Origin of the sequence: Methylobacterium oryzihabitans (assembly GCF_004004555.2) — a bacterium.
GTDB lineage: Bacteria > Pseudomonadota > Alphaproteobacteria > Rhizobiales > Beijerinckiaceae > Methylobacterium > Methylobacterium oryzihabitans.
The window spans coordinates 137637-157932 of sequence record NZ_SACP01000004.1; the positions used below are offsets into that span (position 1 = coordinate 137637).

General features: G+C 71.5%; 13 protein-coding genes. 6 read left to right on the forward strand and 7 right to left on the reverse strand.

From position 1 onward, the window contains the following. Positions 1–33: 33 nt before the first annotated feature. Both EOE48_RS06190 and EOE48_RS06195 read left to right on the forward strand, forming a co-directional pair. Positions 34–1371, forward strand: coding sequence for an ActS/PrrB/RegB family redox-sensitive histidine kinase (locus EOE48_RS06190; RefSeq protein WP_127727914.1), 1338 nt, complete (start codon positions 34–36; stop codon positions 1369–1371). A gap of 77 nt (positions 1372–1448) precedes the next feature. Further along, complete coding sequence (locus EOE48_RS06195; RefSeq protein WP_127727915.1) at positions 1449–2048, forward strand: ActR/PrrA/RegA family redox response regulator transcription factor; 600 nt, start codon at positions 1449–1451, stop codon at positions 2046–2048. Positions 2049–2149: 101 nt separating this feature from the next. On the opposite strand, the gene EOE48_RS06200 is transcribed toward EOE48_RS06195, so the two are convergent. Both EOE48_RS06200 and EOE48_RS06205 read right to left on the reverse strand, forming a co-directional pair. Beyond that, the gene (locus EOE48_RS06200; RefSeq protein ID WP_127727916.1) at positions 2150–2782 is read right to left on the reverse strand and encodes a LysE family translocator; all 633 of its coding nucleotides are present in this window, start codon (positions 2780–2782) and stop codon (positions 2150–2152) included. Positions 2783–2876: 94 nt separating this feature from the next. Continuing rightward, entirely contained in the window at positions 2877–4466 is a 1590-nt protein-coding gene (locus EOE48_RS06205; RefSeq protein WP_127727917.1) for a gamma-glutamyltransferase family protein, read from the reverse strand. Between the two features lie 153 nt (positions 4467–4619). Here EOE48_RS06205 and EOE48_RS06210 point away from each other — a divergent pair, with 153 nt between their 5' ends. The 3 genes from EOE48_RS06210 (at position 4620) to EOE48_RS06220 (ending at position 6998) form a co-directional block, all read left to right on the forward strand. After that, positions 4620–4802, forward strand: coding sequence for a hypothetical protein (locus EOE48_RS06210; RefSeq protein WP_187371331.1), 183 nt, complete (start codon positions 4620–4622; stop codon positions 4800–4802). 206 nt (positions 4803–5008) lie between these two features. Further along, positions 5009–6568, forward strand: coding sequence for an OpgD/OpgG family glucan biosynthesis protein (locus tag EOE48_RS06215; protein WP_127727919.1), 1560 nt, complete (start codon positions 5009–5011; stop codon positions 6566–6568). A gap of 55 nt (positions 6569–6623) precedes the next feature. Further along, a complete protein-coding gene (locus tag EOE48_RS06220; protein WP_127727920.1) occupies positions 6624–6998 on the forward strand; it encodes a VOC family protein in 375 nt (124 codons plus the stop codon). Positions 6999–7167: 169 nt separating this feature from the next. On the opposite strand, the gene EOE48_RS06225 is transcribed toward EOE48_RS06220, so the two are convergent. Together EOE48_RS06225 and EOE48_RS06230 are read right to left on the reverse strand one after the other, a co-directional pair. Continuing rightward, on the reverse strand, positions 7168–11217 hold the full coding sequence (locus tag EOE48_RS06225; RefSeq protein ID WP_127727921.1) for a Pls/PosA family non-ribosomal peptide synthetase: 4050 nt from the start codon (positions 11215–11217) through the stop codon (positions 7168–7170). A gap of 156 nt (positions 11218–11373) precedes the next feature. After that, positions 11374–11964, reverse strand: a complete 591-nt coding sequence (locus EOE48_RS06230; protein ID WP_127727922.1) for a histidine phosphatase family protein — start codon at positions 11962–11964, stop codon at positions 11374–11376. A 103-nt stretch (positions 11965–12067) separates the two neighbouring features. Here EOE48_RS06230 and EOE48_RS06235 point away from each other — a divergent pair, with 103 nt between their 5' ends. Then, positions 12068–13021 (forward strand): polyphosphate kinase 2 family protein, encoded by a 954-nt coding sequence (locus EOE48_RS06235; protein WP_127727923.1) that lies wholly within the window; start codon positions 12068–12070, stop codon positions 13019–13021. Positions 13022–13032: 11 nt separating this feature from the next. On the opposite strand, the gene EOE48_RS06240 is transcribed toward EOE48_RS06235, so the two are convergent. The 3 genes from EOE48_RS06240 to EOE48_RS06250 all read right to left on the reverse strand — a co-directional run bounded on the left by EOE48_RS06240 (position 13033) and on the right by EOE48_RS06250 (position 20235). Then, positions 13033–14247 carry a pyrophosphate--fructose-6-phosphate 1-phosphotransferase gene (locus EOE48_RS06240; RefSeq protein WP_127727924.1) on the reverse strand — a complete coding sequence of 405 codons (1215 nt, stop codon included), beginning with the start codon at positions 14245–14247 and terminating at the stop codon, positions 13033–13035. 75 nt (positions 14248–14322) lie between these two features. Beyond that, positions 14323–17922, reverse strand: coding sequence for a hypothetical protein (locus EOE48_RS29740; RefSeq protein ID WP_246153987.1), 3600 nt, complete (start codon positions 17920–17922; stop codon positions 14323–14325). A 534-nt stretch (positions 17923–18456) separates the two neighbouring features. After that, on the reverse strand, positions 18457–20235 hold the full coding sequence (locus tag EOE48_RS06250) for an alpha/beta hydrolase family protein (protein WP_246153988.1): 1779 nt from the start codon (positions 20233–20235) through the stop codon (positions 18457–18459). Positions 20236–20296: the final 61 nt, after the last annotated feature.

The window sequence follows — 20296 nt, forward strand, 5'->3', positions numbered from 1 at the left end:
GTGCGCCGCCGGCCCGCGCCCTATCGTTGGCGCATGATCGAGATGCTGCCCGCCGACGCCGTGCGCGACGCCCGCCACCTGCGCCTCGACACGCTGGTGCGGCTGCGCTGGCTGGCGATCACCGGGCAGAGCGCCGCGGTGGCCGGGGCGCAGTTCGGCCTCGGCCTGCCGCTGCCCTTCGGCTGGTGCTTCCTCGTCATCGCCGCCTCGTCGTGGCTCAACCTCGTGCTGCGCATCCGCTTCCCGGCGAGCTACCGGCTCAGCGACGACGCGGCCGCCCTGCTGCTCGCCTTCGACATCGTGCAGCTCGCCGCCCTGCTGTTCCTCACCGGGGGCTTGCAGAACCCGTTCTCGCTGCTGTTCCTCGCCCCGGTCCTCATCTCGGCGACGGCGCTGCCGCCGGAGCGCACCCTGGCGCTCGGGCTGCTGGCGGTCGGGCTCGCCACCCTACTCACCCTCGTCCACCGTCCCCTGCCCTGGTACGTCGACGGCCATCTCGAACTGCCGTTCCTGTACGTGTCGGGGGTCTGGACCGCGATCCTGCTCGGCACCGCCTTCACGGGGGTCTATGCGTGGCGGGTCGCCGAGGAGGCGCGGATGCTCGCCCAGGCGCTCGCCGCGACCGAGCTGGTGCTGGCGCGCGAGCAGCACCTGTCGCAGCTCGACGGCCTCGCGGCGGCGGCGGCGCACGAGCTCGGCACGCCGCTCGCCACGATCACGGTGGTGGCGCGCGAGCTCGACCGCCAGCTCGGTCCCGGCGCCAGCCCGGCGGTCGCCGAGGACCTGAAGCTCCTGGGCGAGCAGGTCGAGCGCTGCCGCGGCATCCTCTCCAAGCTGACCTCGCTCAACGAGGACCAGTCGGCCTTCCTCGAGACGATCACGCTCAGCCATCTGGTCGAGGAACTGGTGGCGCCCCAGCGCGGGCTCGGCATCGTGCTCGACGTCTCGACCCGCGGCGAGGGGCCGGAGCCCTCGTGCCGGCGCAACGCCGGCGTGCTGTTCGGCCTGTCCAACATCGTCGACAACGCCGCCGACTTCGCCGAGGAAAGGGTGATCGTCGAGGCGCGCTGGAGCGCGGAGCGGGTGTCGATCGAGATCCGCGACGACGGGCCGGGCATCGCCCCCGAGGTGCTGCTGCGGGTCGGCGAGCCCTACGTCACCACCCGCGGCAGCCGGCCGGCCGGCGAGACCGGCGGCGGAGGGCTCGGGCTCGGGCTGTTCATCGCCAAGACGCTCATCGAGCGCTCCGGCGCCCAGCTCACCCTCGCCAACGCCGCCGACCCCTCGACCGGGGCGGTGGTGCGCATCGTCTGGCCTCGTCACGTTTTCGAGAGGGAAGCCGGAAGTCGAAAAAACCTCGCGGGCAACTGATCCCGCCCCCTGACGGCCGGGCGCGGCGTTCCTATATAAATCGCTGACAAACAACGACGAAGTGTGAGGAGCGTCGCTTGATGACGCAGACCGGAACCCAGGCCGCCGCGAACCCCGCGGTGATCGCCGAGGGCGATCCCCTGGCCGCCTATGCCGACCGCAGCCTGCTGATCGTGGACGACGACAAGCCGTTCTCGACCCGCCTCGCCCGCGCCATGGAGGCGCGCGGCTATCAGGTCCATGTCGCCGAGAGCGTCGCCGAGGGCGTCGCCGCCGTCGAGGCCGGTGCGCCGGCCTTCGCGGTGATCGACATGCGGCTCGGCGACGGCAACGGCCTCGACGTGATCGCCCGCCTCAAGGAGCGCCGGCCCGAGGCCCGCGGGGTCATCCTGACCGGCTACGGCAACATCGCCACCGCGGTGACGGCGGTGAAGCTCGGCGCCTTCGACTACCTGGCCAAGCCCGCCGACGCCGACGAGATCCACGGCACCCTGATGGCGCAGCCGGGCGAGCGGGCCGACCCGCCCGAGAACCCGATGTCCGCCGACCGGGTGCGCTGGGAGCACATCCAGCGCGTCTACGAGCTGTGCAACCGCAACGTCTCGGAGACCGCCCGGCGGCTCAACATGCACCGGCGCACGCTCCAGCGCATCCTGGCCAAGCGCGCCCCGCGCTGAGCCGACAAAGCGCGCGCCGCGCTGACCCCGACCCGTGCATATCCCCGCGACGAGGCCCGGATTCCCCGAAGGATCCGGGCCTCGTCGCGTTCGGGGCCCGGTCAGCGCTGGGCCTCGGTCGCCATCCTGACCGCGAGCCCGGCCAGCACCGTGCCCATCAGCCAGCGCTGGACCCGCAGCCAGGTCGGGCGGGTGCCGAGGAAGGCGGCGAGCGAGCCGGCGGTGACCGCGATGCAGCCGTTGACCCCGACGCTGATGACGATCTGCACGCTACCGAGCACCAGGGACTGCGCGAGCACGCTGCCGCGCTCCGGGTCGATGAACTGCGGCAGCAGCGCGAGGTAGAGCATCGCGATCTTCGGGTTGAGCAGGTTGGTCACGAACCCCATGGCGAACAGCTTCGCCGGGCGGTCGCGGTGCAGGTCGCGCACCTGGAACGGCGAGCGTCCGCCCGGCCGCAGGGCCTGCCACGCCAGCCACAGCAGGTAGCCGGCCCCGGCGAGGCGCAGGGCGTCGTAGGCATAGGGCACCGCGAACAGCAGCGCGGTGATGCCGAAGGCGGCGAGCAGCATGTAGACGACAAAGCCGAGGGCGACGCCGCCGAGCGAGATCAGACCGGCGCCGCGGCCCTGTGAGATCGAGCGCGAAATCAGGTAGATCATGTTCGGGCCGGGCGTGAGCACCATCCCGAAGGAGATCAGCGCGAAGGCGGCAAGCGTCGTGAGGCTCGGCATCGGACGGGCTCCGGCAGCGCGGTCCGCGGCGACCGCCCGGATGCTCTGCGCTCCGGGGCGGTCGAAGTCACGTGACGTTTCGTGATGCCAGCCATCACACCCCGGCCGCACCCCCGTCCGAACGCGGATCGTGCGTCGCCTCGACCCGGCCGTTGTCGGGATGGCGCACCAGCAGCCCGGCATGGCCGAGCGAGTCGATGTACGGCCCGCCCAACTCCTCGATCTCGTGGCCGAGTCGCGACAGGGCGGCGATGCAGCCGGAATCGAAGCGGTCCTCGACCTTGACGGTCATCGATTCGGCGCCCCAGGTGCGGCCGAACAGGAAGCGCGGCGCGTCCACCGCCTCGGCGACGCCCATCCCGTCGAGGGCGTAGCGGGTGAAGACCTGGGCCTGGAACTGCGGCTGCCCGTCGCCGCCCATGCTGCCGTAGGACAGCACCCGGCCGTCGTCGAGCACGGCGAGCGCCGGGTTGAGGGTGTGGAACGGCGTGCGCCCGGGCTCCAGCGGGTTGACGGCTCCGGGATCGAGCGAGAAGGCGGTGCCGCGGTTCTGCCAAGCGATGCCGGTTCCCGGCAGCACCACGCCGGAGCCGAACTCCCAGTACACCGACTGGATGTAGGACACCGCGAGGCCGGTCGCGTCGATCGCCCCCATCCACACCGTGTCGCCGTCGCCCACCGGCCGCACCGGGTAGGGCGAGGCGCGGTCCATCGCGATCGCCGCCGCCTCGCGGTCGAGGACCTTCGCGTCGAGGAACGAAGCCGGGTCGTGGCGCAGGCGGTCGAAATCGGTCACCACCGCGTCGCGGACCCGGAACGCGCGCTTCGTCGCCTCGATCAGGCCGTGGACGCGCGCGGTCGATTCCGGCTTCGACGGCGCCAGCCGCTCGTGCAGGCCGAGGATCATCAGCGCGGCGAGCCCCTGGCTCGGCGGCGGGTGGTTGAACACCGTCGCGGCTTTGAGGCGCAGGGACAGCGGCGCGCGCCCGCGGGCGCGATAGCCGGCGAGGTCGGCCCGGGTCACCGGGCTGCCGAGGCGCTCCAGGTCGGCCGCGACCTCGCGCCCGACATCGCCGCGGTAGAAGTCGTCGAGCCCGGCATGGCCGAGCTGGTCGAGGGTGGCGGCGAGCGCCGGCAGCCGGCGGACCGCCCCGGCCTTCGGCGCCGCGCCGTCGATGAGGAAGGTCTCGCGGAAGCCCGGCTGGTCGTAGAGGCTGTCGAGTTCCTTCGGCACGTAGCGCGCTTCGGACGGCGACACCGCCACGCCCTCGCGGGCGAGGCGCACCGCCTCCTCGACCAGCACCCGCACCGGCAGGCGCCCGCCGGCGAGCGCCAGCGCCGCCTGCCAGCCGCCGACCGCGCCCGCCACCGTCACGGCGGCGTCGGGCCCGCGGCTCGGGATCGCGTCGTACTCGCGGTCGCGGTAGCGCCGGATCGTCGCGAGCGTCCCGGCCGGGCCGCAGGCCTCGATCGCCCGCACCCGCCCGCCGGGCTCGCGCACCAGCCAGAAGCCGTCGCCGCCGATGCCGTTCATGTGCGGGTAGACCACCGCGATGGCGGCCGCCATCGCGACCATCGCCTCGAGGGCGTTGCCGCCCTCCGCCAGGATCGCCCGGCCGGCCTCGGCCGCGAGGTGGTGGGGGGCCGCGCAGGCGGCGCGGGAGAAGGTCGGCGTGTCGGGCATCGGGTCCGTCGGGCAAGGGAGCGGTCGCCGGAACGTTGCGCCAAAGGGCCGGTTCGGGCTAGTCCGCAATCCCCGAGAACCAGAAGGCCACTTGCCGTGCCCGCCTCCTCCGGCTCCCTCAAGCCCCGCAACCTCGTCACGCTGGTCAGCATCATGGTGCTGGTCGGGACCGAGGTGTTCGGCGTCGCGCTGGCCGCCGGCTGGGCCATCGCCGGCATCTTCGAGCTCGGCGACCTCGTCGGCCACGTCCTGATGGGCGTGTTCAGCCTCGCCGCCCTGTGGCTGATGATCCAGCTCTGGCAGCGGGCCAGCACCCTGGAGCCGATCCGCGGCTGACGGCCCGACACGGTTTTTGGACGAATCGTTCAAAAACCGTGTCATCAGCCCGCGCGGCGCATGAGCGAAGCCGATTTCCGCATCGCTTCAGGCGACCGCTTGCGGTCGCCTGAAGCGATCGATCGGAAACCGCATGAGCCGTTCGGCCGGCATTCATCCGGGGCGCGGGAGAAGGCCCGGCCCTTCCCCTGCGGGACGCCCTCTGCATGATCGACCGCCGCACGCTGCTCTCCGGTGCCGCCCTCCTGCTCGGCTCGGGCCTCGCCGCCCGGGCGGCGGACCTGCCGCTCGGCGAGCGGGTTCCGTTCGACTTCGCGGCCCTGAAGAACCGCGCCCGCGACCTCGCCCGCACGCCCTACGCCCCGCCGGCGGTGCCCGACCGCGACGTGCTCCAGGCGATCGACTACGACGCTCACGGCAAGCTGAAGTACAAGCCCGACCACGCCCTCTGGGCCGACGGGCCCGGCGCCTTCCCGGTGACGTTCTTCCATCTCGGCCGCTACTTCCAGAAGCCGGTGCGGATGCACGTCGTGACCGACGGCGAGGCGCGGGAGATCATCTACGACCCGGCCGCCTTCGAGATGCCGGCGGATTCCCCCGCGCGCCGCCTGCCGCCCAATCCGGGCTTCGCCGGCTTCCGCTTCCAGGAGAGCCGCAGCGGCGCCCTCGACTGGCAGCGCAACGACTGGGTGGCGTTCCTCGGCGCCTCCTACTTCCGGGCGATCGGCGAACTCTACCAGTACGGCCTGTCGGCCCGCGGTCTCGCCCTCGACACCGTGATGCCCGACCGGCCGGAGGAGTTTCCGGACTTCACCCATGTCTGGTTCGAGACTCCGGCGCCGGAGTCCGACACCGTCACGGTGATGACGCTGCTCGACGGTCCCTCGGTGGCGGGCGCGTTCCGGTTCCGCATGCGCCGCACCAAGGCGGTGGTGATGGAGATCGAGGCGAGCCTGACCCTGCGCAAGGATGTCGGCCGGTTCGGCCTCGCGCCCTTGACCTCGATGTACTGGTTCTCCGAGACCGCCAAGCCGACCGCGGTCGACTGGCGCCCGGAGGTGCACGATTCCGACGGCCTCGCCCTGTGGACCGGCGCCGGCGAGCGGGTCTGGCGCCCGTTGCGCAACCCGCCGCGCACGATGGTCTCGGCCTTCTCCGACCGGACGCCCCGCGGCTTCGGCCTGATGCAGCGCGACCGCCTGTTCGACCACTACCAGGACGGCGTGTACTACGACCGCCGCCCGAGCCTGTGGGTCGAGCCGCTCGGTGACTGGGGCCGCGGTTCGGTGCAACTGGTCGAGAACCCGACCGACGACGAGATCCACGACAACGTGGTGGCGATGTGGGTGCCGGCCGAGCCGGCGAAGGCCGGCTCCTCGCACGACCTGCACTACCGCCTGCACTGGGTCGCCGACGAGCCCTACCCCTCCGCCTTCGCCCGCTGCGTCGCCACCCGCGAGGGCAATGGCGGCCAGGCCGGCACCGACCGGCCGAAGGGCGTGCGCAAGTTCGTGGTCGAATTCCTCGGCGAGCCCCTGGCCCGGCTGCCGTCGGGCGTGAAGCCCGAGCCGGTGCTGACGGCCTCCCGCGGCAGCTTCACCCTCGCCCGCACCGAGCCGGTGCCGGACGACGTCGCCGGCCACTGGCGCGCCGAGTTCGACCTCGCGGTGACCGGGCCGGAGCCGGTCGAATTGCGGCTGTTCCTGCGGCGGGGCGACGAGACGCTGAGCGAGACCTGGACGTATCAGTACATCCCGCCGGCGTGAGGGAACCGGGCCTTCGCCCCCGGCGCCGACTCGCTGCCCCCGAAGGAGCGGAACCATGTTCACCCATGTGATGATCGGCAGCAATGATCTGGACCGGGCCAGGATCTTCTATGACGCCACCTTCGCGGCGTTGGGCGGCGGGCGCGGCGCGATGGATGCAAGGGGCCGGCTGGTCTACCTCCACGAGGGCGGGCGGCTGATGATCACGAAACCGATCGACGGCAAGCCGGCTACGGCGGCCAACGGTGGGACGATCGGGATCGCGGCCACCAGTCACGACCACGTTCTCGCGTGGCACGAGGCCGGCACCGCGCATGGCGGCACCGCGATCGAGAGCCCGCCCACCGAGCGCCCGAACGGGTCCTTCGTCGCCTATCTTCGCGACCCGGACGGCAACAAGCTCACCGCACGGACCCCGCCGACGAGATAGCGGAATCGCGGCGTCGCGCGGAGCCTCCGGCTCCACAGCGCGGGCTGCGATGCGGTGTTTGGACCGGATCGTCCGAACACCGGAACCAAACGACTGGCCAGGAGGCGGCGCTCCTCGCGGTTCCGAACGGGCCGGGGTGCGAGCCCGCGTCGCCGCGGTCGCCCGCCCTCTACTCCGCCGCCGCCTTGTGCACCACCGGCACCGCCGGCGCCCCCTCCCACTGGGTGTTGGCGGGGATCGACTCGCCCTTCATCACGATCGTCAGCGGGCGCAGTTGCGCGTAGTCGCCGACCTGGGTGTCGTAGAGCACGGTCGCGAAGGCGCCGACGGTGACGCCGCGGCCGACCTCGACCCGGCCGACCTTCATGATCCGGTCCTCGTAGAGGTGGGTCTGGAGCGCCGACATCCGGTTGATGGTCGCGAAGTCGCCGATCGTCACGCAGTCGAACTCGGTGATGTCGGTCGACAGCATGCACACGCCCTCGCCGGTGCTGGTGCCGAACAGGCGCAGCAGCCAGGGCAGGAACGGCGTGCCGGTGAGGTGCTCCAGCAGCACCTTGCCGGCGAGCCCCCAGTACATCACCGCCACCGCCTCGGTCCGCATCGCCCACCACGACCACATCGGGTGCATGCCCGGCCGGTAGGCGCCCATCAGCAGCCACTTAACCCCGATCACCACGAGGGTCTGCAGCAGCGCGATGGCGACGCTCGCCGCCACGAAGCTGACCGCCAGCCCGGTCCAGTCGCCGGCCAGGATCGCGGGGTAGAACACGAAGTCGATCGACAGGATCGCGAAGGTGATGAACAGCATCGGCGAGAACGAGGAGGTGAACGCCTCGAACACGCCGCGCCCGATCCGCGGCCCGATTCCCGGCTCGTAGGTCTGGCGCTGGCCGAGATCGACCCGCTGGCGGGCCGGCAGCCTGATCGGCGGCGAGCCGAACCAGGTCTCGCCCGGCGCCATGCGGTCGTTGGCCGGCGGCTTCGACTTGATGCCGATCAGCACGTCGTCGGGGATCACCGCCCCCGGCGGCACCACCGCGTCGTTGCCGACGAACACCCGCTCGCCGGTCCGCACCGGGTGCAGGATCATCACGCCGTGGCGGACCTCCTCCTCGCCGTACACCACCTCGTCGGCGATGAAGTTGCGCGCGCCGATCTCGGACAGGTCGTAGCGGCCGGCGAGGTTGGTCGAGATCTCGGCGCCCCGGCCCATCCCGGCGCCCATCAGCCGGTACCACGCCCGCATGTAGACGGTGGCGAACAGCGAGGAGAGCGTCTCCAGCATCACCTCGACGCCGAGCGCCACCGCCCATTTGCGCAGGTAGAGCCCGCTATGGACCGAGTAGCGGCCCTCGCGCAGGCGCGGCAGCACCAGCCAGCGCAGGAGCGCGATCAGCAGCACCGTGCCGGCGGTCATCAGCATCGAGGCCGGCCAGGTCAGCAGCGGCAGGTAGAAGTGATAGTCGACGTCGGTGAAGTCGCCGAGCGAATCGCTGATCTGGTCGAGGACGAAGAAGGCCGGGAAGATCGGCAGCAGGCCGATCGCCGGCACGGCGGCGAGCAGCGCCGCGTAGACGGCCAGGAACGCGGCCCGGCGGGCGGGCGAGGCCTCGGGCGGTGCCGGGTGCGCGGCGGGGTCGACCTCGCCGACCTTGCGGCCGGGCGAGCCGTCCCAGGCCTCGGCCCGGCCGACCACCGTGCCGCCCGGCACCGTGGTCAGGTCGGCGATCTCGGCGTGCTCGCCGATGCGGGCGTCGGGCCCGATGACGCAGGACGTGCCGATGGCGGCGCCCGCCCCGATCTCGACCGGGCCGATCACCAGTTCGTTGCCGACGATCTCGGCGTTCGAGACCACCAGCCGGCCGCCGAGCGAGGCGCCGTCGCCGATGCTGAGCAGGTCGGGCGCCCCGACCTCGATGTCGGAGATCATCGCGTCGCGGCCGATCCTGGCGCCGAGCAGCCGCAGGTAGATCCGGATCAAGGGCGAGCCCTGGAGCCACTTGACGTGGACGAGCGGCGTCAGGCGCTGGGTCAGCCACCAGCGGAAATAGTACGTCCCCCACAGCGGGTAGCGCCCGGGGCGGGTCCGCCCGAGGATCAGCCACTTGGCCGCGATGGCGAGGCAGGCCGTGACGGTGTTGAGCCCGACATAGACCAGCAGCAGCACCGCCATCTCGGCGAAGAAGCCGAGTTCGCCGCCGGTGATGAGCAGGTAGGTGACGAAGATGCCGAGCCACTGCGCGGTGGAGAGCGCGATGACGAACGGCAGCACCGCCGCCTGGGCCAGTCCGCACAGGAAGCGGCGCCGGAGCGGCGGCGCCGCGAAGGACAGGTCGCGCAAGGCCGCCGCGACCCCGGCGCCGCCGGTGCGCGCGATCAGCGCCTCGGCGATCGCCCGGAGCGTCCGGGCGCCGTAGACGTCCTGAAGCGTGATGGAGGCCAGCGCCGGCACCTCGCGCACCGCCGAGACGAAGCGGGCGGCGAGCAGCGAGTGCCCGCCGAGATCGGCGAAGAAGTCGGCCTCGAACGGGATCGGCCCGTTGCCGAACACCCGCTGGGCGGCGACCAGCAGGGCCGCCTCGGTCTCGTCGCGCGGCTCCTCCTGCTCGCCCGCGGCCTCGGCCACGGTGAGCGGCGCGGCGCGCAGGGCCTTGCGGTCGACCTTGCCCGAAGCGGCGAGCACCGGCAGCGCCGACACGATCTCGAAATGCCCCGGCACCATGTAGGGCGGCATCGTCCCGGCGAGGTCCGAGCGCAGGCGCGCCCGCTCGATCACCGCGCCGCGCTCCGGCACCAGGAAGGCGACGAGCCGGTCGAGGCCGTCGTCCTGGCGCAGCACCACCGCCGCCCCGGCGATGCCGGCGAGCGCGCGGATCCGCGCCTCGATCTCGCCGAGCTCGACCCGGAAGCCGCGGATCTTGACTTGGTCGTCGATCCGGCCGTGGAAGACGATGCGCCCCTGCGGGTCGAGCGAGACCGCGTCGCCGGAGCGGTAGAGCACCGGATCGGAGCCGTCGCCGCCATACGGGTTGGCGACGAATTTTTCCGCCGTCAGCTCGGGCCGGGCGAGATAGCCCTTGGCGATGCCGGGGCCGCCGATGAGGAGTTCGCCCTGCACGCCCGGCGCGACGAGGTTCAGGGCCTCGTCGGCGACGTAGGCGGTGTAGTTGGCGATCGGGCCGCCGATCGTCACCGGATCGCCCGGGCGCATCTCGGCGGCGGTCGCCACCACGGTCGCCTCGGTCGGGCCGTAGGTGTTGAAGAGCTGGCGTCCGGGCGTGGCCCAGCGGGCGATCAGCGGCGCCGGCAGCGCCTCGCCGCCGAGCAGGATCAGCCGCAGCTTCGGCACGTCGCGGGTGAGGAGCCCGAGCAGCGTCGGCACGGTGTCGAGGACGGTGATCCCGGCCGCGTCGAGGATGTCGGGCAGCGCCTCGGCGTCGCCCATCATCGCGGGGCTCGCCACGAACAGGGTCGCGCCGACGAGGTAGGGGACCCAGATCTCCTCCATGGAGAGGTCGAAGGCGACCGAGGCGCCCTGGAACACCACGTCGTCGGGCCGCATGCCGTAGAGCGCGTTGGCCGAGCGCAGGAAGTGGCAGATGTTGGCGTGGCTGATGACGATGCCCTTCGGCACGCCGGTCGAGCCCGAGGTGTAGATGAGGTAGGCCGGGTGCTCGCGCGTCAGCCCGGCGGCGCGCAGGTCCGGCGCCGCCCCGCCCTCCCCGGCCGCGGCGGCCTCGTCGGGCGTCAGGACCGCGGCGCGGCCGGCGGGTGCGGCGTCCTTCAGGGCGGCCGAGACGATCAGCGCCTTGGCGTCGGCGTCGTCGAGGCAGACCGCGACCCGGTCGGCCGGCGCCTCGGCGTCGAAGGGCAGCCACGCAGCGCCGGCCTTGGTGATGCCGATCTGCGCCACCAGCAGGTCGGGGGAGCGCGCCATCCACAGCCCGACCACGTCGCCGGGGCCGATGCCGCGGGCGGCGAGCCCGGCCGCGATCGCGTCCGAGCGGGCGTCGACCTCGCGGTAGGTCAGGGTCCGGCCCGCGCTCGCGGCGTCGATCAGGGCCGGGTGGTCGGCGCGCGTGCCCGCGCTCGCGCGGAAGATCTCGGCCAGCACCTCGTCGCGCAGCAGGTCGGGGCGCGCCTCGCCCCGCAGCACCGCCGGACCGGGAGGATGTCCCTCGCGCGGCAGGCGGGCGGTCCCGGCTGTGTGACTCATGGCGTGCTCCGCTGGCGCCCGGCGCCGGACAGGGCGCGGATACCGGGCGAGGATACGGGTCGGGCCTTGCGAAAAGCTGTCGGCATCGCGCCCGCTGTGGACCGGGACGTGGACGAGAAAGCGGCCGGTTCGTGGCGATCCGGGAACCGGCTCCGCTCAGGCCCAGCGCCGGCCGCCGTCGAGCACCAGCACCCGGCCCTGGAGGATCTCCAGATGGGGTGCCTCCTCGCGCGAGACGAGGCCGAGGCCGACCATCACCGCCCGGGCGACGCCGCCATGGGCCACCATCACGGTCGGTCCGGTCAGGCCGTCGAGGACCGGGCGCAGGCGCGCCAGCACCATCTCGTAGCTCTCGGCCTCCTCGCCCGGCGGGCGGTAGTTCCAGCGGTCGCGGTCGCGCTCGGCCATCCGGCCGGGCTCGTCGCGGCGCAGGCCGCTCCAGGTCAGCCCCTCCCAGGCGCCGAACCCGATCTCGACGAGGCGCGGGTCGGTGGCGTAGGCGGCCGGATCGAGGCCGAGCGCCGTGCGCAGGCCCTCCATGGTGTGGCGGGTGCGTTCCAGCGGGCTCGCCACGTAGGCGAGCCGGTCGCGGGCCTCGCCGACGAGGTAGCCGAGGCGCCGCCCGGCCTCGGCGGCTTGGCCGATCCCGCGGGCGTTGAGGGGCGTGTCGCGCTGGCCCTGGAGACGCCCTTGCGCGTTCCACTCGGTCTCGCCGTGGCGGACGAAATAGAGCACCGGACGGGTCATCGGTCCGCCGGCGTGGTAACGCTGCGGGTCCGAGCGGACCGGCCGCCCCGTGCTGTCGTCGTCGCTCGCATGCTGTCACCAGTCCCTCGCGCCCCGGGTTCCGATGTCGAAGAAGCACGCGAAACACAAGCCGGATTCGGCGCCGCTCCATCGCCGCCCCTCCTCCGCCGCCTGGGCGGACGAGGTCGGACGCTCGGCGAAAGGGAGCCCCGGCGCCCTCGACGCCCATGGCTGGCCGCAGGTCGCGGCCCCTCCCGGCGTCGTGGTCTGCCGGCCCGGGGGCCTGTGCGACCTCGCGGCGATCGACCCCGACGGGCCGGCCTCGTCGGACGGCAAGGAGGCGGCGATCGAGGCGCTCGGCCGCGAGCGCGTCCGCATCCGCGACCTGCAGGAGCGGCTCTACGCCGAGCACCGCCGCAGCCTGCTGGTGGTGCTCCAGGCGATCGACACCGGCGGCAAGGACGGCACGATCCGCAGCGTGTTCGAGGGGGTGAACCCGCAGGGCTGCCGGGTGTGGTCGTTCAAGACCCCGAGCCAGGAGGAGCTCGACCACGACTTCCTGTGGCGCTACCACCACCACGTCCCGGGCCGCGGGATGATCGGGGTGTTCAACCGCAGCCACTACGAGGACGTGCTGATCGTGCGCGTCAAGGACCTCGTGCCGGAGCCGGTCTGGCGGGCGCGCTACGGCCTCATCAACGACTTCGAGCGCCTGCTCGCCCATTCCGGCACGGTGGTGCTGAAGTTCCTGCTCCACATCTCCCGCGACGAGCAGAAGGAGCGGCTGGAGAGCCGGCTGGCCGACCCGGCCAAGCACTGGAAGTTCGACCCGTCCGACCTCGTCGAGCGGCGCTCCTGGGACGCCTACCAGACGGCGTTCCAGGACGCGCTGACCGAGTGCTCGACGGCGCACGCGCCCTGGTACGTGGTGCCGGCCAACCGCAAGTGGTTCCGCAACCTCGTCGTCGCCCGCACCATCGCCGACACCCTGGAGGCGATGGATCCGCGCTTCCCCGAACCGGCGCACGACCTGTCGGGGATCACCGTGCCGGATTGAGGAGGTCGGGTTCAGCCCCGGGGCTGGCCGATCCCGTCGAGGAGGTCGGCGAACCACGGCGTACCTGGGTCGAACGGCTTGCCGCCGCGGATGCGCGGGAACTCGATCGCCCGCAGGCGCCCGCCCTGCTCCTCGTCGTGGCCGATCACGCCGGAGACGCCCGCGAGCGCGCTCTGGACCGCGAGGTCGACCATGCCCTGGATCAGCCGCAGGTCGTCGGCGTTCGGCGCCGCCGAGCGGCAGAAATGGCCGCTCTTCTGCACCAGGGTCTTCTCGGCGCCGATGCGCGGCGCGAACCGGTCGGCGAACCACTTGCCGACGTTGACCGTGTCGATCTTGACGTGGCCGAAGGGGTCGCGGGCCAGCACCTCGCCGCGCCCCTCGATCTCGGCGACGATCGCGTCGAGCCCCGCCCCCTCGCTGAGGAAGATCGTGACGCAGTCCTTGGCGTCGAGGCGGGCGCGCAGGCGCTCCGCCTCGGCGTCGAGGTCGAACGGCACCTCCGGCACGTAGACGGCGTCAATGTCCTTGTGGGCGCGGTCGAGGCCGAAGGCGGGCACGAAGTCGAGCCGGTCGAGGCGGGTCCGGTAGGCCCGGGCGGTCGCGGCGGTGAGCCAGCCGCAATTGCGGCCCATCACCTCGTGGACGACCAGCATGCGCGGGTTGGCGCTCTGCTCGTTGACGACGTTCTCGGCGTAGAGCGCACCCTGCTCGGCGGCGGTCCAGGCGCCGAGCGTCTGGCGGATCGGCACCACGTCGTTGTCGATGGTCTTGGGCAGCCCGACCACCGTGAGGCGGTAGCCGTTGCGCTCCAGGTAGGCGGCGAGGTCGGCCGCGGTGGTGTTGGTGTCGTCGCCGCCGATCGTGTGCAGGATCGTCACCCGGTCGCGGGCGAGCTGCTCGGCCGCGACCGCGAGCGGGTCCTGGCCCTCGCGCACGAGGCCGCGCTTGACGCAATCCTTGACGTTGGTGAGCTTGATCCGGCTGTTGCCGAGCGGCGAGCCGCCGTGGCGTTGCAGCACCGCCGCCTGCGCCCGCACCTCCGGCGTCACCGGGAGGGCATCCCCGAGCAGCAGCCCCTTGTAGCCGCCGCGGTAGCCGATGAGCTCGATCTCGGGGTGGAGGTCGGTGTAGCGGCCGATCAGGCCGCCGACCGCCGCCGACAGGCACGGAGCCAGTCCGCCGGCGGTGAGCATCGCGACTTTCGGGGTGGTCTTTGCGGTCATGGCGGGCTCCGGCGGGTCGGGGGGCGCCCGGTTATCGGCCGCCTCCCGGGTCCGGTCCAGCCCCGCCGGCCCGCGTCAGACGAAGGAGACGTTCGCCGCCGACAGGGTGGCGAGTTGCACGCCGCGCAGCGTCAGCACGTCGTCGGTGCCGTAGGCGATCACCACGTCCGACCCCTCCTGCCGGCTCGCCGCCTGCACGGCCGCGAAGTCGGCGAAGGCTCCGCCGTTGAACGCGATCACGTCGGCCTCGGCACCGCCGGTCACGAAGTCGAGGATCGCGTCGCGCCCGTCGCCGCGCCCGAACGCGAAGATGTCCGCACCGGCACCGCCGGTGAGCACGTCGTCGCCGCTGTTGCCGAACAGCAGGTCGGTGCCCGCGCCGCCCTCCAGCGTGTCGTCGCCGGCCCCGCCCGAGAGCCCGTCGTTGCCGTCCTCGCCGAAGATCCGGTCGTTGCCGGCGTCGCCGGTGACGTAATCGTCGCCGGTGCCGCCGTACACGAGATCGTCGCCGTCCTCGCCGTAGACGCCGTCGTTGTCGTCGTCGCCGAACAGCAGGTCGTTGCCCTCCTCGCCGTGCACCTCGTCGTTGCCCCACCCGCCCGAGCCGAAGTCGTTGCCGGCGCCAGCCCCCACGAAGTCGTCGCCGTCCTGGCCCGACACGAGGTCGTCGCCGGTGCCGCCGAACAGCGTGTCGCGGCCGGCCGCCCCGTACACCGTGTCGTCGCCGGCTGCCGCGGTGACCCGATTGGCGCCGTCGTCGCCGTAGCTGGCGTCGTCCCCCGCACTGCCGGCCGAGGGATCCTGCACCAGCCAGCCCGAGCCGCTGGCGCTGGTGAAGTCGAGCTGGACCACGAGGTCGTTGTAGTCCAGGTCGCCGCCGCCGTAGGTGCCCTCCCAGCCCCAGGTGTTGAGGCCGTAGTTCCACAGATGCGTGACCCCGCGGCCTCCGGCGCTCTCGTTGGCGGCCGAGAAGCCGTAGTAGTCGTGCGTCACGCTGCTGACGGTCTTGTCGTAGAAACCGCTGGTGACCGTCATGGCGATGAGGTCGCCGTTGTCGACGCCCGACAGCAGGGCCTGGGTGTACAGGCCATAGCCGGGTCCTGCCACCGCAGTCCCGCCGGTGGTCGTTGTGTAGAGCCGTCCGGTGACCGCCGCGTCGTAGCCGGCCTGACCCGGCGCGAGGCCGTCGATGGTGCCGTCGAGATCGTCGACGCGGTAGAACGCGATGCTCATCTCGTCGGTGGTGTTCTGGCGCAGGCGCACCACCGCCTGCTGGTCGTCGGCGCCGCCGGCGGTCTGGGCGACCGCGACGGCGCGGGCGAGGCGCAGGCCGTTGCCGTCGGCGTCCTCGTAGTCGACGAAGCCGAACGGGCTGGTCATGGCGGCGCGCGAGACGGTGGCGGCGCTCTCGTGGACGGAGACGCTCAGGCTGGTGCCGTCCGCGACGCCGAGATCGTAGGCGGTGCCCTGGGCGGCGCTGTCGAAGAGGCGCACGAGGGCGGGGTCGAAGTCGGCCTGCAGCGCCTTCTGGGCGAAGGCGCTGCTCCAGGCGAGGCTGCTGGCGGCGGTGCCGTCGAACCGGTTGGCGGTGCCGCCGGCCGTGACGGCGACGTGGTGGTCGTTCTTGAGGGAGGACTGGACGAGGAGGTGCTGGGCGGCGGCACTGGCGGAGCCGGCCGGATCGAGCAGCGCGGGCGCATCGGACGACATCTGCGCGTGGGCGATGGCGGTGAGGCTGCGGGCGAGCAGCAGGCCGTTGGGCGTACCGAGGCCGGTGACGAGGTCGTAGTCCGGCCCGGCCCCATAGCCGTATCCCGTCGGCGTGATCTGCGTTTTCTTGTCTTGCTTGCCCTCCGACGTGATGGGACCCTCGAGCCGGTAGCTGGAGACGTTGTTGCCGAGAGTGACGTCGTTGAACGCGCCCGGGGTGACGGCCGCCGCGATGTAGAGCAGGTCGTTGTAGTAGCCGAGCCCGGGCAGCCCCTGGTCGGTGAAGATCGTATGGATCTGCGCCGTCAGTGCTGCCCAGAGCGGGGCCGATGCGCTGGTGCCTCCGTCGGGGTTCGTGGTACTGAAGTCGGCGCTCGGGACCGTGTATTTGGTGTTGCCATCCGAGAGCGCCGCGACATCCGGGATGCCACGGCCGATATCGGCATTCGGCCCGGCCCCGACCAGACTCAAGCCGTAATCGGATTGATAGTCCGGGACAGGAACTCGGGGATCGACACCGCCGGAGCTGCTGTTGTTCCCCGTATATCCATGCTTCATCTCTTTATCGTGCAATGTGTACTCGTTCCAGGCGACCTCGACGAACAGGGATCCGTCCGCGGCACGGGACGGAAGAACCTTGAGGCCGCCGCCGATCAGTTGCTTCAGGGTGGCGGGGTCGGAGGCCTTCGCCCCTTGGACGAGGGCGTCCAGGGTCGGATCGGTCGCGGCGTTCCCGGACAAGGAGATCGAGGTGCCCCCGACCACGACGACGTAAGGGCTTGCCTTTCCCACTTCCACGTTCGGTACGCCGTTGGCCCCTCGTCCCGCGGAGCCGGTGTCGCCCGACGATTTCATGAAGCTGATGTTGCGCAGGGCCGCATCGACGTAGAGTTCGTCGTAGACCTTCTGGAAGGGAGAATCCGGTGCCGGCTGGATGCTCTCGTTGAACGACGAGGACAGGACGGCAGGGTCGTTGTCGGTGTCCCAGATCGCCGCCTGATAGGTCGGCAGTTTCGTCCAGGCGTCCTGCGGGCCGCCATAGATCCCCATCCGGCTGTTGGGTGCCGCCAGCGTCACCACGCCGACGTCGAGCGCCATCTCGCCGGATCCGGGCTGACCGCTTCCTTCCGACAGGTCGTCCTGATCCGCCTGTACCGACACGTAGATGTCGGCCGGTGCATCGATTCCGGCCCCCTGACGATAGGTTTCGACCAGGCTGGTGAAAGACTCTCGCGCGGCCGGACTGCGCGGATCGATCCCGGCCTCGGTGGGGATCCCGATGCCCGGCTCCATGAGTCCGATCGTCGCCGTCCGGGCGTCGGTCGCCGAGAGAGGAAAATCGTAGAGCTGGGCGATCATGTTCGGATACTGGGGGAGTACCGTCGTCGCCGAGTTGCCGGGGCTTTGAGGTCCCGGTGGAAGATACACGGCGGGCTGATTGAACTCGGGTTTCGGCTTCTCGCCGAAATCCATCCACAACCCCGCGACCTTGCCGCCCCATGAATGATCGAGCGACAGATCACCGTCCCAGAACGACAATCCGCCTTCGTATTCGCTGTCGTACTTGAGCTCGGTTCCGAACAGCCACTTGAACTCCACCGCGGACAGATTCACCCAGACCATGCGCGACTCGGCGGAGCCCACCCAGCCCGCGGTCCCGTTCAGGATCTCGATGCCCTGGTCGCCAAGCGCCGCGGTGACGGTGTCGTACGTGCCTCGATCGGCACCGTACTTGGTCCAGAGTGTCTCGTCGGCGAGATCCTGCTGGCGCGCGGCCCAATCCTTCTTGAGCAGGCTGGTCGGATCGTTGGCGCGCTCGAGCATCAGACCGACGGTCACCGTCTGGCCTGCCGGGGATTCCGTGATGTCCGCCTCTCGCAGCTTATAGGCGTCCTTGACGGTGGTCGCGGTGGTGAGCCGCCACGCCGTCATGTCGAGGAAGCTGGAATTCTCGATCGCCGCCATGCACGCCCCCACGTCGCGCCGTGTTGCCGGCAGTTGCGGCAGAGGGCGACGTCTTGGACGTTATGAGGAACTGCGCATTGCGATTTGATTGACCGGTCCGGGCCCTGGCGGGGAATTTCCGTGGACGGCAGCAATGGTGCCGATCGTCTAAATAGAAACTCGCTGCAAACGACTGGTTTTGCAGTCAAAAGTTTAAGCGCGGGATCCCCTCTCCCGGGTGGGAGAGGGGTAGGGGTGAGGGTGGAGACGGTGCCGGATCAGGCCACAACGGTCGAGGTGCGCAACTCGGCGGTTCAGAATCATTGCGGAACCCGAGCCACCCTCACCCCCGCCCCCTCTCCCACTCGGGAGAGGGGAGCCGCGCCAGGACAAAAACTGTCTTCGATGGCTGTAGCGGGTGCAGAAAATCCGCGATCCCGTTTCATCCGCAAGGGACGGCCATGCCGGTGAGCAACTGATACGATTTTCGATTGATCGCACGGTCGTCGGTCCCGATCGCCCGAAGACCGTGCGGCACCGATCGTATGGCCCGCGTCAGGCGAAGGAGACGTTCGCCGCCGACAGGGTGGCGAGTTGCACGCCGCGCAGCGTCAGCACGTCGTCGGTGCCGTAGGCGATCACGACGTCCGACCCCTCCTGCCGGCTCGCCGCCTGCAGCGCCGCGAAGTCGGCAAAGGCTCCGCCGTTGAACGCGATCACGTCGGCCTCGGCACCGCCGGTCACGAAGTCGAGGATCGCGTCGCGCCCGTCGCCGCGCCCGAACGCGAAGATGTCCGCACCGGCTCCGCCGGTGAGCACGTCGTCGCCGCTGTTGCCGAACAACAGGTCGGTGCCCGCGCCGCCCTCCAGCGTGTCGTCGCCGGCCCCGCCCGAGAGCCCGTCGTTGCCGTCCTCGCCGAAGATCCGGTCGTTGCCGGCGTCGCCGGTGACGTAATCGTTGCCGGTACCGCCATAGACGAGGTCGTCGCCGTCCTCGCCGTAGACGCCGTCGTTGCCGTCGTCGCCGAACAGCAGGTCGTTGCCCTGCTCGCCGTGCACCTCGTCGTTGCCCCACCCGCCCGAGCCGAAATCGTTGCCCGAGCCGGTGCCGACGAAGTCGTCGCCTTGCTCGCCGTAGACCTGATCGTTCCCGGCGCTGCCGTAGACGGTGTCGGTGCCGGTGCCGCCGTAGACGAGGTCGTCGCCGTCGTTGCCGTCGACGAGATCGTCGTCGTCGTCGCCGAACAGCAGGTCGTTGCCGGCCTCGCCGAGCACCGTGTCGCTGCCCCACCCGCCCGAGCCGAAGTCGTTGCCGGCGCCGCCCTGCACCGAATCGGTGCCGTCCTGGCCGAACGCCTGATCGTCGCCGGCCCCGGCGAACAGCTTGTCGTCGCCCGCCTGTCCCGACAGCGTGTCGTTGCCGGCGCCTCCGCGCACCGCGTCGTTGGCCGCCGAGCCGGTCAGCGCGTCGGCGCCGATGCCGCCCGAGACCGGGATCCCGTCCTGCTGGATGCTGGTCAGGATGGCCTGGACGTCGGCCAGCGACAGGTCGTCGAGACCGCCCGCCGGGTTGCCCGAGATCGTCACGCCGAGGTCGCCGGCATAGACGGTCAGGGGGTGGATCGTGGCGAAGTTGTTGGCGAGCACGGCGAGACCGGCGAGCCTGACCTCGTCGGAGGTGCCGGGGGCGAAGGCCTGCCCGGCGGCGATGAGTTCGAGCGCGTCGAGCGGGTCGCCGACATAGGTCGGATCGCCGAAGCGCACGATCTGGTCGCTGTAGAGGAAGTCGCCCAGGACGTTGACCGGCGTGAAGCTGTAATTGCCGACCGGGTCGCCGTACTCGACGTAGTTGGTCAGCCCCGACACGCTGCCCGAGGGAATCACGGTCGCGGGGATGCCCGGGGCGCCGTAGGTCTGCCCGCCGAGGCCGGTGACGGCCGCGGCGTACAGCGCCTCGCCGCCGCCGAGGGAGTGGCCGGAGAGATAGACCGGGTTGGCTCCCGCCGCCGCGACGACGCTGCGGGCGAAGTCCGCCGCCTGGAGGTGGGTCGCGGGCAACTGCCCCCGGTAGATCGCGAGGTCCGCCAGCACCTGGGCCACGACGAACTGCGGATTGTCCTCGAAGTCGCCGATGTCGGTGCCCTCGAAGGCGACGATGATCGAGCCGTCGGAGGTCTGCAGCGCCGTGCCGAAGAAGCCGGTCGCGTTGTCCCGCAGCTCGAAGGGCCGGCCGTCCGCGGTGGTGAACTGGGTGAGGCCGGTCGGAAGAGTGGCGTCCCGTCCGTAGGCGAAATTGGCCGCGTTCAGGAAATCCGATGTGGACGGCGTCGCCATCGTGGGCCTCCGCAATGCAGTCCGCCCGTCTCGCGCGAGCGGTCGAGCCATGAGGCATATT

Bases quoted from the DNA above. Each gene is read 5' to 3' on its own strand.
- EOE48_RS06240 (WP_127727924.1), bottom strand. From the start codon at position 14,247: ATGACCGCAAAGACCACCCCGAAAGTCGCGATGCTCACCGCCGGCGGA.
- EOE48_RS06230 (WP_127727922.1), bottom strand. From the start codon at position 11,964: ATGACCCGTCCGGTGCTCTATTTCGTCCGCCACGGCGAGACCGAGTGG.
- EOE48_RS06210 (WP_187371331.1), top strand. From the start codon at position 4,620: ATGGTGCTGGTCGGGACCGAGGTGTTCGGCGTCGCGCTGGCCGCCGGC.
- EOE48_RS06215 (WP_127727919.1), top strand. From the start codon at position 5,009: ATGATCGACCGCCGCACGCTGCTCTCCGGTGCCGCCCTCCTGCTCGGC.
- EOE48_RS29740 (WP_246153987.1), bottom strand. From the start codon at position 17,922: ATGGCGGCGATCGAGAATTCCAGCTTCCTCGACATGACGGCGTGGCGG.
- EOE48_RS06200 (WP_127727916.1), bottom strand. From the start codon at position 2,782: ATGCCGAGCCTCACGACGCTTGCCGCCTTCGCGCTGATCTCCTTCGGG.
- EOE48_RS06225 (WP_127727921.1), bottom strand. From the start codon at position 11,217: ATGAGTCACACAGCCGGGACCGCCCGCCTGCCGCGCGAGGGACATCCT.
- EOE48_RS06220 (WP_127727920.1), top strand. From the start codon at position 6,624: ATGTTCACCCATGTGATGATCGGCAGCAATGATCTGGACCGGGCCAGG.
- EOE48_RS06235 (WP_127727923.1), top strand. From the start codon at position 12,068: ATGTCGAAGAAGCACGCGAAACACAAGCCGGATTCGGCGCCGCTCCAT.
- EOE48_RS06250 (WP_246153988.1), bottom strand. From the start codon at position 20,235: ATGGCGACGCCGTCCACATCGGATTTCCTGAACGCGGCCAATTTCGCC.
- EOE48_RS06190 (WP_127727914.1), top strand. From the start codon at position 34: ATGATCGAGATGCTGCCCGCCGACGCCGTGCGCGACGCCCGCCACCTG.
- EOE48_RS06205 (WP_127727917.1), bottom strand. From the start codon at position 4,466: ATGCCCGACACGCCGACCTTCTCCCGCGCCGCCTGCGCGGCCCCCCAC.